Source organism: Paraburkholderia sp. GAS333 (assembly GCF_050435665.1).
Lineage (GTDB): Bacteria > Pseudomonadota > Gammaproteobacteria > Burkholderiales > Burkholderiaceae > Paraburkholderia > Paraburkholderia fungorum_A.
This window is the reverse complement of sequence record NZ_JBNDKS010000001.1, coordinates 1,684,125-1,698,592: the sequence shown is the minus strand read 5'-3', so window position 1 is coordinate 1,698,592 and position 14,468 is coordinate 1,684,125. Positions and strand designations below refer to the sequence as shown.

Below are 14,468 nucleotides of genomic sequence, written 5' to 3'. Positions count from 1 at the left end.
CGAAACGTCGCCGATCAATGCATCAACACAGCCGAATGATGCAACGCAGGGTACACGCCGACGATAAACGCCGCATAAATCGCGGCCATCGTCACACCGGCGGCAGTGCCCCAGATATCGCGCGACGCTGCACCCTGGCGGAAATGCACGGGTAGCCCCACAACCAGATAACCGATCAGGAAAAACGCGATGACCGCGCGCACGGGCGACAGGTCGTGACCGATAAATTCGAGCAGGGCGGGCAGGTTAAAAGCGGGCATGGACCAGCGGCAAGATGACTGACGAACGGTTGCGCGGTGAGTGTTTCGTTGCGCAACGGCCTATGCCGATTTAAGTCCACTCACGCGTGTCGCGCAAGAAAAAGTCTGTATGAATTTGTACAAGCCTACATTGCTTGCACGTGGCCTTCGCTGCAACTTTCAAGTGGCTTCGTTGCGCTTCGGCAGGCTTTCATTTTGCGGTATTTTATTCGCGTTTCAGTAAGATCAACGCTTGCGCAAAGGTTCGAGCAGCGGCTTCAAACCGTTGTGATCGATCTCCTGCATCAACGCGAGTAGCCGGCCAATTTCGCCGGGCGGAAAGCCCTGGCTCGCGAACCAGTTCAGATAGTGGCCGGGCAGGTCCGCAATCACGCGACCCTTGTATTTGCCGTAGGGCATTTCGCGTGTGACCAGCAGTTCGAGATGTTCGGGATTCATGGCAGGTGAGGGCGAGAAGGGCGACGCAAAGCAGTTGAGCGCGACATAGCGGGCGAGGTTTCGATACAAGGCTGAACCGTGGTCCGATGGAAAGCGAGCCGAAGCGAACTTCATCGTTCCGGCATTCTAGCGTCGCTGCAGGCATGGCGCGGGCGTGGTAACTTCAGCGTTTCCAGTTCACACATTCAACAGGACGATTAGATGGAATACCGCAGACTTGGCGACTCCGATGTGCAGGTTAGCCTGATCGGTCTCGGCACCATGACTTGGGGCGAGCAGAACAGCGAACAGGAAGCGCACGCGCAGATCGATTACGCGCTCGATCACGGTGTCAACCTGATCGATACCGCAGAAATGTACCCGGTGCCCCCGCGCGCCGAGACGCAGGGTTCGACCGAGCGTTACATCGGCACGTGGCTCGCGCAGCATCGCAGCGCGCGCGAAAAAATCGTGCTTGCCACCAAGATCGCGGGCCCGGCGCGTCAGCCGCACAATCCGCGCCATATTCGCGGCGAAGGCAACCAGTTCGACCGCAAGAATCTCGAAGAGGCGCTCAACGACAGCCTCAAGCGTCTGCAAACGGATTACGTCGATCTGTATCAACTGCACTGGCCGGATCGCAGCACGATGACGTTCGGCCGTCCGTCGTATCCGTGGGTCGACGACGCTTATACGGTGCCGATCGAAGAAACGTTGTCGGTGCTCGCCGAGTTCGTCAAGGCGGGCAAGGTGCGTCACATCGGGGTGTCGAACGAAACGCCGTGGGGCGTCGCGCAGTTTCTGCGCGCAGCCGAAAAGCTGGGCTTGCCGCGTATCGTCAGCATTCAGAACCCGTATAGCCTGCTGAACCGCACGTACGAAGTGGGTCTGTCCGAGTACGCGCATCGTGACAATATCGGTTTGCTCGCGTATTCGCCGCTGGCGTTCGGCTGGCTGTCGGGCAAGTACGAAGGCGGCGCGCGGCCGGCCGGTGCGCGCATCTCGCTGTTCGAGCGCTTTGCCCGTTACAGCAAGCCGCAAGCCATCGAGGCGACTACCCGTTACGTGGAACTGGCGAAGCGTCACGGCATGTCGCCCGCGCAATTCGCGCTCGCGTTCGTCAATAGCCGTCCGTTCGTGACGAGCAATCTGATCGGCGCGACATCGCTCGACCAGCTGAAGGAAAACATTGTCAGCGCGGACGTGAAGCTGTCGGCGGACGTGCTCGCGGAAATCGACAAGCTGCACGAGTTGCAGCCGAATCCGGCACCTTGATGCGTTAGTGTTCTGGATTGCCGCCCCGGCGTGGTGCCGGGGCGGGTTGCTTTCGATGTTGCTGTTTCAGTCTTGCTTTCTCTTCGGGTTCTCGACCTTTTTTCGGCGCGCACAACACGCGCGGGCTGATCGCCCAGCAGCCGAACATCAAATAAATGTAGAGGCGCAAGCCTGCTCCCATCGCGCTCGATGTATCGCCGCGCACCAGTCTCGCACGCCGCCAACACGCAATCAGCCACGACACCCTCGTGCCGATGCCGTCACTCCGCACGGCGCAAATGTCCCTGCTGGAACGCGAATCACGACCTACACTGTGGTGGACGGTCGGCCTGGCGAGGCGGCCTGAGCGGCTGGCCATGCTGCAACGCACACCAGTGGTAGGATTCAGCCCGAAAAATGGAGCGCGGCGCAGTCTACGCCGCGTGACGTGCACAACAGAGCGATAGGACTCAGGACATCGAATGGCGCAACAAAAAACAAACCCAAAACTTGAGCAGGCGCTGACGCGCGGGGATCTTGCAATCCGTCAGGCGAACTCGGCACGCGCCACCGCGCTGCTGCGCGCGTTGGGCAAGATGATCGTGGATGCGTCGGCGACCATCGGCGTGGAAGCCTTCACGCTGATTCCCGATGGCGACAAGATTTACGATCCCGCCGATGGCCTGTGGCCGCAAGAATTGCAGATTTCGCTCGACGGTCCTGTCGAAGATTCCGATCCGGACGAGGTTCGCACGGTACGCCTGATTTCCGACGATCCAGGCACGGTGTTCCGGGTTGAATGGCAGCGCGCCGACGGCAAGATCGGTCGTCAGGACGGCGGCCCGTTCGCGACGGTCGCATTTATTTCCGACGTCGATATTCCGTGGACGGACGACGAGGACTGATCCCGTTCGATCATCGTGAACCTGCCGCAGGCGACGCATTTCGATGCCTGCGGCTCGCGGCGATTCAAGCCTATTTCATCATCCTGCGACGGAACAGAATCGCGGAAACGATGAACCCGCCGACAGCATAAGCGGCCAGCACGGCCAGATGCAAAACCGCGTTGTCGACCGGCCGCCCGAGCATCGCGGGCCGGATCAGATCGACCGCGTGCGCCAGCGGCAACACGCTGGTCGCGATCTGCGCGGCGGCGGGCAACTGTGAAGACGGAAAGATCACGCCGGAAAGCAACAGCATCGGCGTCAATACCAGCGTCTGATAAAACATAAAGAAGTCGTAGGACGGCGCGAGTGCCGTCACCACCATCGCGACCGACGCAAACGCGAGACCGGTCAACACGATAACCGGCAAAGCCAGCAGCATCGACGGAAAATTCGCGTAGCCGAGCGAGCCTGCGACCAGCATGATCGCCGCGCCGGACAGCATCGACTTGCTGCCCGCCCACACGACCTCGCCGAGCACGATGTCGCCGAGCGTGAGGGGCGTATGCATGATCGCCTCCCACGTGCGCTGCACGTGCATCCGCGAAAAGCCCGAATACATCGACTCGAAACTCGCCGACATCATCACGCTCGACGCCACCGTGCCCGCCGCCAGGAACGAGATGTACGACACGCCGTCGACGTGCCCGACCATCAGGCCAAGCCCGAAACCGAGGCCGAACAGATAGATCATCGGGTCTGCGAGGTTGCCGAACATCGACGCAAGCGCGAGCTTTTTCCACACAAGATAGTTGCGGCGCCATACCGCGATCCAGTTCACTGCATTGGCAGGGAAGGCCGCGAAGGATTCCTGTTTCGACGGCGTATCGCCCGGTGGTTCGTAGATGCGTGCGTCCATTGCTCGGTGTCTCGTGCTGTGTCGTTATAGCTTTAGCGGATCGCGGCCGATGTGGGTTCCAAGTCGCGATTGGTGCATCTCAATCCTGCATTTCGCGCCCCGTAAGCCGCAAAAACACGTCTTCCAGATTGGCTGGCCGATGCAGATAGCGTAGGTCAGCGCGCTGCTTGAGCCGCGCATGCACCGGCTGAGCATCGTTCACGTAACAGAACAGCGTTTCTCCGCTGATCTCGGTGCGCTCGACCAGCGGCGCGAGTTCGTCGCGCAATGCAAGCGGATCGGGACCGAAAATCTCGATCACATCACAGCCGATCTCGTTGGCAATCAATTCACGCGGCGCACCTTCGGCGATCTTGCGGCCTTCTTCGATCACGCATAGCCGATGACACAGGCGCTCGGCTTCTTCCATGAAGTGGGTGGTGAGCAGAATGGTCTTGCCGCGCGCCAGCAACGAGCGCAGCCGTTCCCAGATCAGATGCCGAGCCTGCGGATCGAGACCGGTGGTCGGCTCGTCCATGATCAACACGTCGGGATCGTTGACGAGCGCCCGCGCCAGCGTAAGCCGCCGTTTCATGCCGCCCGACAGTTCACTCACGCGTGCGTCCGCCTTGCTTTCGAGCCGCGCGAATTCGAGTAGCGACGGTACGACCGCGCGGCATTGCGCGGCGCTCAGGCCGAAGTAGCGGCCGAACACCAGCAGGTTCTCACGCACCGTGAAATCGGGGTCGAGATTGTCGAACTGCGGCACCACGCCGACGCGCGCCCGCGCCACTCGCGCGCGGCCGGGAATCGGCTCGCCGCACAGATGGATCGCGCCCGAGTCGGGTGACGCGATGCCGAGCAGCATGCGCAACGTGGTGGTCTTGCCCGCACCGTTGGGGCCGAGCAGGCCGAAACATTCGCCCGCGTTGACGTGGAACGACAGACCGTCGACGACGGTTTTTTCGCCGTAGCTTTTCTTGACCTGGTGAAACTCGATGGCGGCTTCAGACATAAATCGGTCGATGCTCCGGGAAGAACGCGAATGGCCGGGGAAGCCGCTTATTCTAGGGCATCGGCGGACGGAAGTTCGGCGTAGACAATGGGTCTGATACTGCGGATTGCGGTGCCGCAATTGCGCCGCGAATCCCCGTGATGGTGCGCCAACCTGCCTCCCGCAGACCTTTAGGCGGAATTGACCGCTAGTTAGCGTTTTCCATCCCTTGCAACCTGAATTGCGGCGCACCATGATTCATTCACACCGTGCGTTCCGCGCGAGGGGAGAAAATCATGGCGAGCTACCAGAAAATCCTGTTGTGCTACGACGGCTCGCGAGAAGGCCGCAAGGCACTGCGCTGCGGCGCCGATCTGGCGTTGGATCTGAAGGCGGAAACGCATTTGCTGTCGGTCGTGGATATGCGATCGAGCATTGCGCAGAGCGCCGGCCTGCTCACCGACGTGGCCTGCGGCAGTTTCGAAAAGACCGCTCGCGATATTCTTCAGGAAGGGGTGAACTGGCTCACGGAGCGCGGCGTCAGCGCGCAGGGGCATTTCGCGTTCGGCCATCCCATTGACGAAATCGCGAATCTCGCCAATGAGTTGAATGTCGACCTTGTGGTGGTGGGGCACCGCTGCCGGACGGGCTTGTCCAGATGGTGGATGGGCGCAGGTAATACGCCGCTGCTCGACCGGGTTTCGTGCAGCATTCTGGTGGCCTGCTCGTCCGCGCAGGAGCAGCAGCAAGCCGCTGCGGCTTGATGTCTGGGAAAGGGGCGGCGTGACGGTTTCGCTTTGATAAAAGGCGAAACCGTCTGATGCGGCTGCGATGTTCCGTGCAACGTTGAAGCATGTCGACGCGGTTGATGGCGTCGACATGCGCTAACCGCGCACGTCCCTGACAATAAAACGGAGGCTGGCGTGAGTTTCAGGCCAGCGGATCACTCGTTCAGATTGATCGCCGTGAGCTTCCAGGTGAACAAACCTTCGCGCTGAAAAATTGCCGAATAATTTGCGTCACCTTCGCCACGTCGGTAAGTCACGACAAACTCGTTGATGCCGCGATAACCTGCCGTAGTCTCCCGCGCTGGCGGTTGCGTAGCGCTGGCTGTGTCTCCAGTCGGAGCGGAGGTTGCCGCATCTGCTGCGGGTGCATTGCTGGCATCAGGCGGCGCGGGTGGCCGCTCGCCCGGATTGCCACGCGGCGGCATGCCATTCAGCAATGCCGCGACGCCGTCCGGTGTCGCATAGGAATCCACCAGCGGTCCGATCAACGTGACGCCGATCATTGCGCCGATGGTGGCCATTTTGCTGTCGGCATCGGCGTCCAGCCGACGTGTCAGCATGCCCGTTATCTGCTGCTTCAGGCTGTCGCGTAGAGCGGGAAAATCGACGTATTGATTGACGGTTTGCGCGTCACGCGCATCGGCTGCACGTTTGAGGTTTCTCAGCGCGATATACGGTGATGCGTAGGCGAATCCCAGCGCGGCGATCACCACGATCACGATCAACGTGATGATCAGCGGGCGGGTTGCGCTACCCTCGCTGCCCTTCATGCGTGTGGGAACTGTCATCGAATGGAACTCCGATCAGGTTGGATGTCAATGTGGACCACTGCCCCGCAAGAACAATCCCATTCTATGCAAATATCTGAGTGGCAGCCCCGAAAAGCACATGCAGCAATTGGCTGGTTATGTGCGATGTGCGGTGTGATCGCGTGGCGCAATCACATGCATAACTGCGTAAGACAGCCGTCTTACAAAGCCGCTTGCTAACTCAAGGCTGGTTCACGGTTCGCACGGAAAACCCGCACGCGCTCCGCTTACCCCTCGAACACCACACCATGAACATTCGCTTCTTCTGCAATGCAGTGATCGATCATCCGGCATACCGCGTCGACCGTGCCGACCATGATGAGCCGCGACGGCCCGTGATAAACACGCACCGGCGCGCGCCGTGCAGGCTCCGTCATATTCAGGCTTGAATTCAACGACACGCGAGCAAAAGCCGGCAACGACGAGGGCAAGCTGGATGCGCTTTCCGATGAGTCGAACAGCGATGGAGTGCTCGCCACCGGCGCCTCAAATGACGAACTTGAGCAAGGCACAAGCTTGCGCAGATGGCGCAGACGACCGAACTGGCGAAAAGGCAGCAGGCGGGCAAGGCGTTCCATGAGTCTCTCCAGGCGATGCAGCAATGATGCAGCGTTGGTTAGGCGAACCGGCGCAAGCGAAACAACGGTGACGCGTGCACGAACTAAGCGCGGGCGCTTAGAACTCGCCAGGACGAATCAACCCAACGGCGATTCCTTCCAGCGCGAATTCCGCACTGCCGGTCTCGACGAAGATGTTTTCGTAATCGGGGTTTTCCGCGATCAGCTCGAGGCCGTTCGGTCGGCGCTTCAGGCGCTTGACCGTAACGTCGTCGCCGAGTCGCGCGATGATGATCTGGCCGTCTTTGGCCTCGCTCTTCTTTTGCACCGCAAGCAGGTCGCCGTCGAAGATGCCTGCGTCGCGCATGGACAGCCCGCGCACCTTCAGCAGGTAGTCGGGCTTGCTCGAGAACAGCGCCGGGTCGCATGCGAAATGCTGCGAAATATGTTCCTGCGCGAGGATCGGACTACCGGCAGCCACGCGGCCGATGAGCGGCAGCGACAGCTGCATGATGCTCGGATGCGGCAGGGTGAACTGATGCGGTGCGTCGTCCGGACCGGGCAACAGGCGGATGCCGCGCGATGCGCCGGCCGCGAGTTCGATCACGCCCTTGCGAGCAAGCGCGCGCAGATGCTCTTCTGCCGAATTGGCTGAGCTGAAGCCCAGCTCGGCGGCGATTTCCGCGCGGGTGGGCGGAAAACCGGAGCGTTCGATCGCCCGGCGGATCAGATCGAAAACCTGCTGCTGTCGTGCGGTGAGTTTTGTCATGGCCACTGTATGTATGAACAGGTAGCTGTATTTTTATACAGTATTCGGCGCATTTCAAGCTTTACTTTAAGTTCGTCACGAACGGGGCCGCTCCAGCGTCGACATAGGACGCTGAAACACCCGTTTTCGTGCCGCAACGCCTTATCCCGCTGTCGTTACCACTTTTACGTATTAAAGAATGAATAAACATTATTTTTAATGATGAAAGCCCTTCGATAGACTGGCCTCCGAGTTGGCGCTCATGTGCACGTGACCGCGACGCAAAACAACATCACACGCTGTTTTCAGCGGACCACACGCGGAGAAAGTTGGCATGAACCATCGGAACACGGGACTGGCGGGTAAAACGAAGCAACTGATCGCGGCGCTTGCGTTCGGCGCGGCGAGCGTCGTCGGCGGAATCACGCAGGCGCATGCCGACACGACGCTGCTGAACGTTTCCTACGATCCGACGCGCGAGCTGTATCAGGACGTCAATCAGGCATTCGGCAAGGAATGGAAGGCGAAGACCGGCGAGACCATCACCTTCAAGCAGTCGCACGGCGGCTCGGGTGCGCAGGCTCGCTCGGTGCTCGACGGCCTGCAGGCCGACGTCGTCACGCTTGCGCTGGCTTATGACATCGATGCGCTCGCCAACAAGGGCATCGTCGACAAGGGCTGGCAGAAGCGCCTGCCGGACAACGCGTCGCCGTACACGTCGACCATCGTGTTCCTGGTGCGTAAGGGCAACCCGAAGCACATCAAGGACTGGGACGATCTGATCAAGCCGGGTGTGTCGATCGTCACGCCGAATCCGAAGACCTCGGGCGGCGCGCGCTGGAACTACCTCGCAGCATGGGCGTATGCCGAACATCAGCCGGGCGGCAACGACCAGAAGGCGAAGGAATTCGTCGGCAAGCTCTACAAGAATGCCGGCGTGCTGGATTCGGGCGCGCGTGGCGCGACCACCAGCTTCGTGCAGCGCGGTATCGGCGACGTGCTGATCGCGTGGGAAAACGAAGCGTTCCTGTCGTTGAAGGAATTCGGTCCGGACAAGTTTGAAATCGTCGTGCCGTCGGTCAGTATTCTGGCCGAGCCGCCGGTGGCAGTGGTGGACAAGGTGGTCGACAGGCACGGCACGCGCAAGCTCGCCGAGGCTTATCTGAACTTCCTGTATAGCGAGGAAGGTCAGGAGATCGCGGCGAAGAACTTCTACCGTCCTCGTTCGAACAAGGTGCCGGCCGAGCTGACCGCCAAGTTTCCGAAGCTGAAGCTGTACACGGTGGACGATTCGTTCGGCGGCTGGACCAATGCGCAGAAAACGCACTTTGCCGATGGCGGCGTGTTCGATTCGATCTACCAGCCTCAGTAATTCCGCCGATGCCTGTCGAGGCAGAGGCAAAAAGCGGCGCGGCAACGCGCCACTTCCGAGCGCGCCCAGTGGGCGCGCTTTTGGCTAACCGGCGTACGGTGGCCGCAAGCGTCGAGCGAAGCCAGTGTTCGAAAACACAAGCATCAACCTGAAAGAGTATCCAGCATGACGACGTTCACCTTCCGGAAGCCGAGCGCGTTGCCCGGCTTTGGCCTGACTCTCGGCATCACGGTGGCTTATCTGAGCCTCGTGGTGCTGATTCCGCTTGCGGCGACCTTCCTGAAAACCGCCACGCTCGACTGGAGCCAGTTCGTGCGCGCGGTTACTTCGCCACGCGTGCTCGCGTCGTACCGGCTGACGTTTTTTTCCGCGCTCGGCGGCGCGCTGATCAACGCCGTGTTCGGCTTTCTGGTCGCGTGGGTGCTGGTGCGTTACACCTTCCCGTTCAAGCGCATTGTCGATGCCGTGGTCGATCTGCCGTTCGCGCTGCCTACTTCCGTGGCCGGTATTTCGCTGGCGGCGGTCTATTCGGGCAACGGCTGGATCGGGCAGTTTCTCGAACCGCTCGGCATCAAGATTGCGTTTACGCCCGCGGGCGTGCTGGTTGCGCTGACCTTCATCGGCTTGCCGTTCGTCGTTCGTACGGTGCAGCCGGTGCTCGAAGAGTTCGAGCGCGAACAGGAAGAGGCCGCCGCGTGCCTGGGCGCGACGCGCTGGCTGACGTTTCGCCGGGTGGTGTTGCCCGCCGTTTTCCCGGCTTTGTTGACGGGTTTCGCGCTCGCGTTCGCGCGTGCGCTCGGCGAATACGGCTCGGTAATTTTCATTGCCGGCAATGTGCCGATGAAGTCGGAAATCACATCGCTGCTGATCATCACGAAGCTCGAGCAGTACGACTACGCGGGCGCGACCGCGCTGGCCGTGGTGATGCTGGTGGTGTCGTTCCTGATGCTGTTGCTGATCAACACGTTGCAATGGTTTTTGCAGCGTCGGACGAAGCGCGGTAGCGCGGGGCCGGCGCCGGGTTCGAGCGTGCCGAGTGTCGCGGCAATCGGCGGAGGTGTGCAATGAGCCGCCGTTCCGTGAATGAAGCGCAGGGCGCGCATGACGCAAGCGCAGCCGCCGTAGCGCCGCGTGCGCCGCTGAACGTCGCGCGCCGGCCCGATCCCGTCACCGAGCGTCCTGTCGTGCGCTGGATTCTGATTGGCATCGCGCTGCTGTTCCTCGCGCTGTTCCTCGTCGTGCCGCTGGTTTCCGTGTTCTATCAGGCGTTCAGCAAAGGCATCGGCTTCTATTTCGAATCGCTCGCCGATCCGGACGCGCTGTCCGCGATCAAGCTGACCGTGATCACCGCCGCGATTGCGGTGCCGCTGAACCTCGTGTTCGGTCTGGTGGCGTCGTGGTGTATCGCCAAGTTCGAGTTCCGCGGCAAGGCGCTGCTCACGACGCTGATCGATCTGCCGTTCTCGGTGTCGCCGGTTATCTCGGGCTTGATCTACGTGTTGATGTTCGGCGCGCAAGGCTGGTTCGGCCCGTGGCTCGAAGACCACAACGTGCAGATCATCTTCGCGGTGCCGGGCATCGTGCTCGCGACGATCTTCGTCACGTTCCCGTTCGTCGCACGCGAACTGATTCCGCTGATGCAGGCGCAAGGCAACGACGAAGAAGAAGCCGCGCATGTGCTCGGCGCGTCGGGCTGGCAGATTTTCCGCCGCGTCACGCTGCCCAATATCAAATGGGGCCTGCTGTACGGCGTGATTCTGTGTAACGCGCGCGCAATGGGCGAGTTCGGCGCGGTCTCGGTGGTGTCCGGCCACATTCGCGGACAGACCGACACGATGCCGCTGCACGTCGAAATTCTCTACAACGAATACAACTTCTCGGCGGCGTTCGCCGTGGCGTCGGTGCTGGCTCTGCTCGCACTCGTGACGCTCGGCCTGAAGCTGCTGGCCGAGCGTCATATGTCGGCGGAACTGTCGGACGCGCGCGACGTGCCCGCGTACGCAGGTCCGATCGCGCAGGCCGCGCAAACGTCGCCGCGCGCTTCCGCCTCTATCAACACCACGCATGCACCGCAGCAACACCCGCTTAAGCAAGGAGAGCTGTAATGGGTATCACCGTTCGTAACCTGCAAAAGCGCTTCGGCGATTTCGTCGCGCTCGATAATGTCTCACTCGACTTTCCGCCGGGTGAACTGGTTGCGCTGCTCGGGCCGTCGGGTTGTGGCAAGACCACGTTGTTGCGCGTGATCGCCGGTCTCGAATACGCGGACGGCGGCCAGGTCGTGCTGCAAGGGCAGGACGTCGCGACGGTCGGCGCGCGTGAGCGTGAAGTGGGCTTCGTGTTCCAGCATTACGCGCTGTTCCGTCATATGACGGTGTTCGAGAACGTCGCGTTCGGACTGCGTGTGAAGCCGCGCAAGGAGCGTCCGTCGGAAGCGGTGATTCGAGAGAAGGTGCATGAACTGCTGAAGCTCGTGCAACTCGACTGGCTGGCACAGCGCTATCCGTCGGAATTGTCGGGCGGTCAGCGGCAACGGATTGCGCTGGCGCGCGCGCTGGCGGTCGAGCCGAAGGTACTGCTGCTCGACGAACCGTTCGGCGCGCTCGATGCAAAGGTGCGCAAGGAATTGCGTAGCTGGCTGCGTCGTCTGCATGACGATCTGCATATCTCGACGATTTTCGTCACGCACGATCAGGAAGAAGCGCTCGAAGTGGCCGACCGTATCGTCGTGCTGAATCGCGGGCATGTGGAGCAGGTGGGTAGTCCGCAGGACGTGTACGACCATCCGCAAACCTCGTTCGTCTACGAGTTTCTCGGCGCGGCGAACCGTCTGCACGGCAACGTCGATGCAAGCGGTTTCGTCGTCGACGGCGCGGCGCTGCCGGTGTCGGTCACGGCCGGCTTCAGCGGCCCGGCATTCGCGTATGTGCGGCCGCACGACCTGCAGTTGTATCCGCAGGCAGCGGGGCACCGCGAAGGCATCGTCGTCGATGTGCGGCGCGTGGTCACGCTCGGCGGCTCGGTGCGGGTTGAACTCGCGGGCCGCGAAGGCAATCTGCTCGAAGCCGAACTCGACCGCGAATCGTGGCGCGAACTGCAACTGTCGGTTGGCGACGGCGTGACGGCAGTGCCGCGTGCGCTGCGCGTTTTTCCTGCGCAGTGAGCGTGACGATCGCGCAAGCACAAAGACGGTAATGCAACAGAAACTGGCGTTTTAGCCGAATCCAAGAACTCAAATAACTTAACTCTGGCTGAACCGGAGAGACAACGATGAATTTCCAGCAATTGCGCTTCGTGCGCGAAGCCGTGCGTCAGAACATGAATCTGACCGAAGTGGCGAACGTGTTGTACACGTCGCAGTCGGGCGTGTCGAAACAGATCAAGGATCTGGAGGACGAACTCGGCGTCGACATTTTCATTCGACGCGGCAAACGTCTGACGGGCCTGACCGAGCCGGGCAAGGCGGTGCATCAACTGATCGAGCGGATGCTGCTCGACGCGGAAAATCTGCGCCGCGTCGCGCGTCAGTTCGCCGATCAGGATAGCGGTCACCTCGTCGTGGCGACCACCCACACGCAGGCGCGTTACGCGCTGCCGAAGGTGATCCGCCAGTTCACCGAGGTGTTCCCGAAGGTGCATCTGGCGCTGCGCCAGGGCAGCCCGCAACAGATCGCGCAGATGATCATCAACGGTGAAGCGGATATCGGCATCTCGACTGAAGCGCTCGACCGTTTCCCGGACATCGTCACGTTCGCGTGCTATTCGTGGCATCACATCGTGGTCGTGCCGAAGGGACACCCGCTGGTGGGCCGCGAAAACCTGACGCTCGACGAGATCGCCGAATTCCCGATCGTCACGTACGACCAGGACTTCACGGGCCGCTCGCACATCGACCAGGCGTTCGCCAAAGCGGGCGCGTTGCCCGACGTCGTGCTGACCGCGATCGATGCCGACGTGATCAAGACGTACGTCGAACTCGGCATGGGGATCGGTGTGGTCGCGGCCATGGCCTACGATCCGAAGCGCGACACCGAACTCGTCGCGCTCGACACGCAGCATCTGTTCGAAGCGAGCACCACGCGGATCGGCCTGCGCAAAGGCGCGTTCCTGCGCGCGTACGCGTACCGGCTGATCGAGATGTTTGCGCCGCAGTTGAAAGAGGCGGAGATCGCCGCGCAATTGCGCGAAGCGGTTTAACGCACGATTACGCACGATAGCGCGCGTGCCAGGCGTTCGACGTCTGGCACGCATGTCGAGCCGCTCCGAATCGAACGGCCATCCGTTTTTTCTCGCGGGGCGGCGGGCGGCGCATCGCTTACAATCGCCGCCATGAATACTTTGACCTCTTCTTCCGCGACGCCTTCGGGCGACGGCGCGACCTCAGCGTTGCCGCGCATCGCCGTGCTGGCAACCGGCGGCACGATTGCCGGGGCGGCCGCGGACGCCACCAACACGTCCGGCTATCAGGCCGGTGTGGTCGGCGTCGATCAGTTGCTGGCGGTGGTGCCGGCGTTGTCCACGGTGGCGCGAATCGCGCCCGAGCAGATTGCCAGCGTCGACAGTAAAGACATGGCGATGCCGCTGTGGACCACGCTCGCGCAACGCATCAACACACTGCTGGCTTCTGACGATATCGATGGCGTGGTCGTCACGCATGGCACCGACACGCTCGAAGAAACCGCCTACCTGCTGCATCTGACGATCAAATCGGCCAAGCCGGTCGTGCTGACGGCGGCAATGCGTCCGGCGTCGGCGCTGTCCGCCGATGGTCCGCTGAATCTGCTGAACGCGGTGACGGTGGCGGCGCACGCGGGTTCGCGCGGGCAGGGCGTGCTGGTTGCGTTCAACAACAAGATTCACAGCGCACGCGACGTGGTCAAGACGAGCACGTATGCGGTGGATGCATTCCAGTCGCCGGAAATCGGTGCACTCGGTTGGGTGCAGGACGGCCGGGTCGAATTCCAGCGCAGCGTGGTTCGGCCGCATACGCTCGCGACCGAATTCGTGATCGGCACGACCTGGCCGCACGTGGAAGTCGTGGCGAGCTACGCGGGCGTGTCGCGCATCGCCGTGGATGCACTGGTTGCCGCGGGCGTGCGCGGTATCGTCGTCGCGGGTACGGGCAACGGCTCGATTCACGTATCGATGCAGCAGGCGCTCGCCGATGCCGCGTCGCAAGGCGTGGCGGTAGTGCGCGCGTCGCGGGTGGGTTCGGGGCATGTGATGCGCAATGGCGCAGCCGCTGACGACGCGCTCGGCTTCATCAGTGCGGGATCGCTGAATCCGTTCAAGGCGCGCGTGCTGTTGATGCTGGCGCTGGCCGCAGGCGGCACGGGACCGGTTGCGTTGCAGAAGGCATTCGACACGTATTGATCGGCATTGACGATTAGCGTTTCAACAAGTTCGCTCAATGAAAAAACGCGGCTTCGGGATGATCAGTCCCGAAGCCGCGTTGTTGTTTCTCCCTGCACTTTAATGCTTGCTGCA

Annotated in this window: 16 protein-coding genes; 9 read left to right on the top strand and 7 right to left on the bottom strand. The window is 61.5% G+C overall.

What is annotated here, in order from left to right:
* Positions 1-14: 14 nt before the first annotated feature.
* Positions 15-260 (bottom strand): hypothetical protein, encoded by a 246-nt coding sequence (locus ABH945_RS07565; RefSeq protein ID WP_074763825.1) that lies wholly within the window; start codon positions 258-260, stop codon positions 15-17.
* A gap of 225 nt (positions 261-485) precedes the next feature.
* The gene (locus ABH945_RS07560; RefSeq protein WP_074763826.1) at positions 486-698 is read right to left on the bottom strand and encodes a DUF3820 family protein; all 213 of its coding nucleotides are present in this window, start codon (positions 696-698) and stop codon (positions 486-488) included.
* Positions 699-899: 201 nt separating this feature from the next.
* Here ABH945_RS07560 and ABH945_RS07555 point away from each other — a divergent pair, with 201 nt between their 5' ends.
* Both ABH945_RS07555 and ABH945_RS07550 read left to right on the top strand, forming a co-directional pair.
* Positions 900-1,952, top strand: a complete 1,053-nt coding sequence (locus ABH945_RS07555) for an NADP(H)-dependent aldo-keto reductase (RefSeq protein ID WP_429250170.1) — start codon at positions 900-902, stop codon at positions 1,950-1,952.
* Between the two features lie 461 nt (positions 1,953-2,413).
* The gene (locus ABH945_RS07550) at positions 2,414-2,836 is read left to right on the top strand and encodes a hypothetical protein (protein ID WP_074763828.1); all 423 of its coding nucleotides are present in this window, start codon (positions 2,414-2,416) and stop codon (positions 2,834-2,836) included.
* A gap of 70 nt (positions 2,837-2,906) precedes the next feature.
* Here ABH945_RS07550 and ABH945_RS07545 read toward each other — a convergent pair whose 3' ends face one another.
* Positions 2,907-3,734, bottom strand: coding sequence for an ABC transporter permease (locus ABH945_RS07545; protein WP_429250169.1), 828 nt, complete (start codon positions 3,732-3,734; stop codon positions 2,907-2,909).
* 79 nt (positions 3,735-3,813) lie between these two features.
* The gene (nodI, locus tag ABH945_RS07540; protein ID WP_429250168.1) at positions 3,814-4,728 is read right to left on the bottom strand and encodes a nodulation factor ABC transporter ATP-binding protein NodI; all 915 of its coding nucleotides are present in this window, start codon (positions 4,726-4,728) and stop codon (positions 3,814-3,816) included.
* A gap of 275 nt (positions 4,729-5,003) precedes the next feature.
* On the opposite strand from nodI, the gene ABH945_RS07535 reads away from it, so the two are divergent.
* Positions 5,004-5,471, top strand: coding sequence for a universal stress protein (locus ABH945_RS07535; protein ID WP_074763831.1), 468 nt, complete (start codon positions 5,004-5,006; stop codon positions 5,469-5,471).
* A 179-nt stretch (positions 5,472-5,650) separates the two neighbouring features.
* On the opposite strand, the gene ABH945_RS07530 is transcribed toward ABH945_RS07535, so the two are convergent.
* From ABH945_RS07530 to lexA, 3 genes are all read right to left on the bottom strand, one after another.
* Positions 5,651-6,283: a DUF2939 domain-containing protein gene (locus ABH945_RS07530; RefSeq protein WP_429250167.1), complete on the bottom strand. Its 633-nt coding sequence runs from the start codon at positions 6,281-6,283 to the stop codon at positions 5,651-5,653.
* A 248-nt stretch (positions 6,284-6,531) separates the two neighbouring features.
* Entirely contained in the window at positions 6,532-6,882 is a 351-nt protein-coding gene (locus ABH945_RS07525) for a hypothetical protein (protein WP_429250378.1), read from the bottom strand.
* A 97-nt stretch (positions 6,883-6,979) separates the two neighbouring features.
* Positions 6,980-7,630, bottom strand: coding sequence for a transcriptional repressor LexA (lexA, locus tag ABH945_RS07520; protein ID WP_074763834.1), 651 nt, complete (start codon positions 7,628-7,630; stop codon positions 6,980-6,982).
* Positions 7,631-7,943: 313 nt separating this feature from the next.
* Between lexA and ABH945_RS07515 the strand changes: the two genes are divergently transcribed.
* From ABH945_RS07515 to ABH945_RS07490, 6 genes are all read left to right on the top strand, one after another.
* Positions 7,944-8,981, top strand: a complete 1,038-nt coding sequence (locus ABH945_RS07515) for a sulfate ABC transporter substrate-binding protein (protein WP_074763835.1) — start codon at positions 7,944-7,946, stop codon at positions 8,979-8,981.
* 165 nt (positions 8,982-9,146) lie between these two features.
* A complete protein-coding gene (gene cysT, locus ABH945_RS07510; protein WP_074763836.1) occupies positions 9,147-10,049 on the top strand; it encodes a sulfate ABC transporter permease subunit CysT in 903 nt (300 codons plus the stop codon).
* A complete protein-coding gene (cysW, locus tag ABH945_RS07505) occupies positions 10,046-11,086 on the top strand; it encodes a sulfate ABC transporter permease subunit CysW (protein ID WP_429250166.1) in 1,041 nt (346 codons plus the stop codon). Before cysT ends, cysW begins: the two co-directional genes overlap by 4 nt.
* Entirely contained in the window at positions 11,086-12,144 is a 1,059-nt protein-coding gene (locus ABH945_RS07500; RefSeq protein WP_074763837.1) for a sulfate/molybdate ABC transporter ATP-binding protein, read from the top strand. Before cysW ends, ABH945_RS07500 begins: the two co-directional genes overlap by 1 nt.
* Positions 12,145-12,251: 107 nt before the next feature.
* Positions 12,252-13,178, top strand: a complete 927-nt coding sequence (locus tag ABH945_RS07495) for a CysB family HTH-type transcriptional regulator (RefSeq protein ID WP_074763838.1) — start codon at positions 12,252-12,254, stop codon at positions 13,176-13,178.
* A 132-nt stretch (positions 13,179-13,310) separates the two neighbouring features.
* Positions 13,311-14,354 carry an asparaginase gene (locus tag ABH945_RS07490; RefSeq protein ID WP_429250165.1) on the top strand — a complete coding sequence of 348 codons (1,044 nt, stop codon included), beginning with the start codon at positions 13,311-13,313 and terminating at the stop codon, positions 14,352-14,354.
* The last annotated feature ends 114 nt before the right edge of the window (positions 14,355-14,468 follow it).

Coding starts and splice junctions, on each gene's coding strand:
- ABH945_RS07550 (WP_074763828.1), top strand. CDS start 2,414: ATGGCGCAACAAAAAACAAACCCAAAACTTGAGCAGGCGCTGACGCGC.
- cysT (WP_074763836.1), top strand. CDS start 9,147: ATGACGACGTTCACCTTCCGGAAGCCGAGCGCGTTGCCCGGCTTTGGC.
- ABH945_RS07555 (WP_429250170.1), top strand. CDS start 900: ATGGAATACCGCAGACTTGGCGACTCCGATGTGCAGGTTAGCCTGATC.
- ABH945_RS07535 (WP_074763831.1), top strand. CDS start 5,004: ATGGCGAGCTACCAGAAAATCCTGTTGTGCTACGACGGCTCGCGAGAA.
- cysW (WP_429250166.1), top strand. CDS start 10,046: ATGAGCCGCCGTTCCGTGAATGAAGCGCAGGGCGCGCATGACGCAAGC.
- ABH945_RS07565 (WP_074763825.1), bottom strand. CDS start 260: ATGCCCGCTTTTAACCTGCCCGCCCTGCTCGAATTTATCGGTCACGAC.
- ABH945_RS07560 (WP_074763826.1), bottom strand. CDS start 698: ATGAATCCCGAACATCTCGAACTGCTGGTCACACGCGAAATGCCCTAC.
- ABH945_RS07525 (WP_429250378.1), bottom strand. CDS start 6,882: ATGGAACGCCTTGCCCGCCTGCTGCCTTTTCGCCAGTTCGGTCGTCTG.
- ABH945_RS07500 (WP_074763837.1), top strand. CDS start 11,086: ATGGGTATCACCGTTCGTAACCTGCAAAAGCGCTTCGGCGATTTCGTC.
- ABH945_RS07495 (WP_074763838.1), top strand. CDS start 12,252: ATGAATTTCCAGCAATTGCGCTTCGTGCGCGAAGCCGTGCGTCAGAAC.
- ABH945_RS07530 (WP_429250167.1), bottom strand. CDS start 6,283: ATGACAGTTCCCACACGCATGAAGGGCAGCGAGGGTAGCGCAACCCGC.
- nodI (WP_429250168.1), bottom strand. CDS start 4,728: ATGTCTGAAGCCGCCATCGAGTTTCACCAGGTCAAGAAAAGCTACGGC.
- lexA (WP_074763834.1), bottom strand. CDS start 7,630: ATGACAAAACTCACCGCACGACAGCAGCAGGTTTTCGATCTGATCCGC.
- ABH945_RS07490 (WP_429250165.1), top strand. CDS start 13,311: ATGAATACTTTGACCTCTTCTTCCGCGACGCCTTCGGGCGACGGCGCG.
- ABH945_RS07545 (WP_429250169.1), bottom strand. CDS start 3,734: ATGGACGCACGCATCTACGAACCACCGGGCGATACGCCGTCGAAACAG.
- ABH945_RS07515 (WP_074763835.1), top strand. CDS start 7,944: ATGAACCATCGGAACACGGGACTGGCGGGTAAAACGAAGCAACTGATC.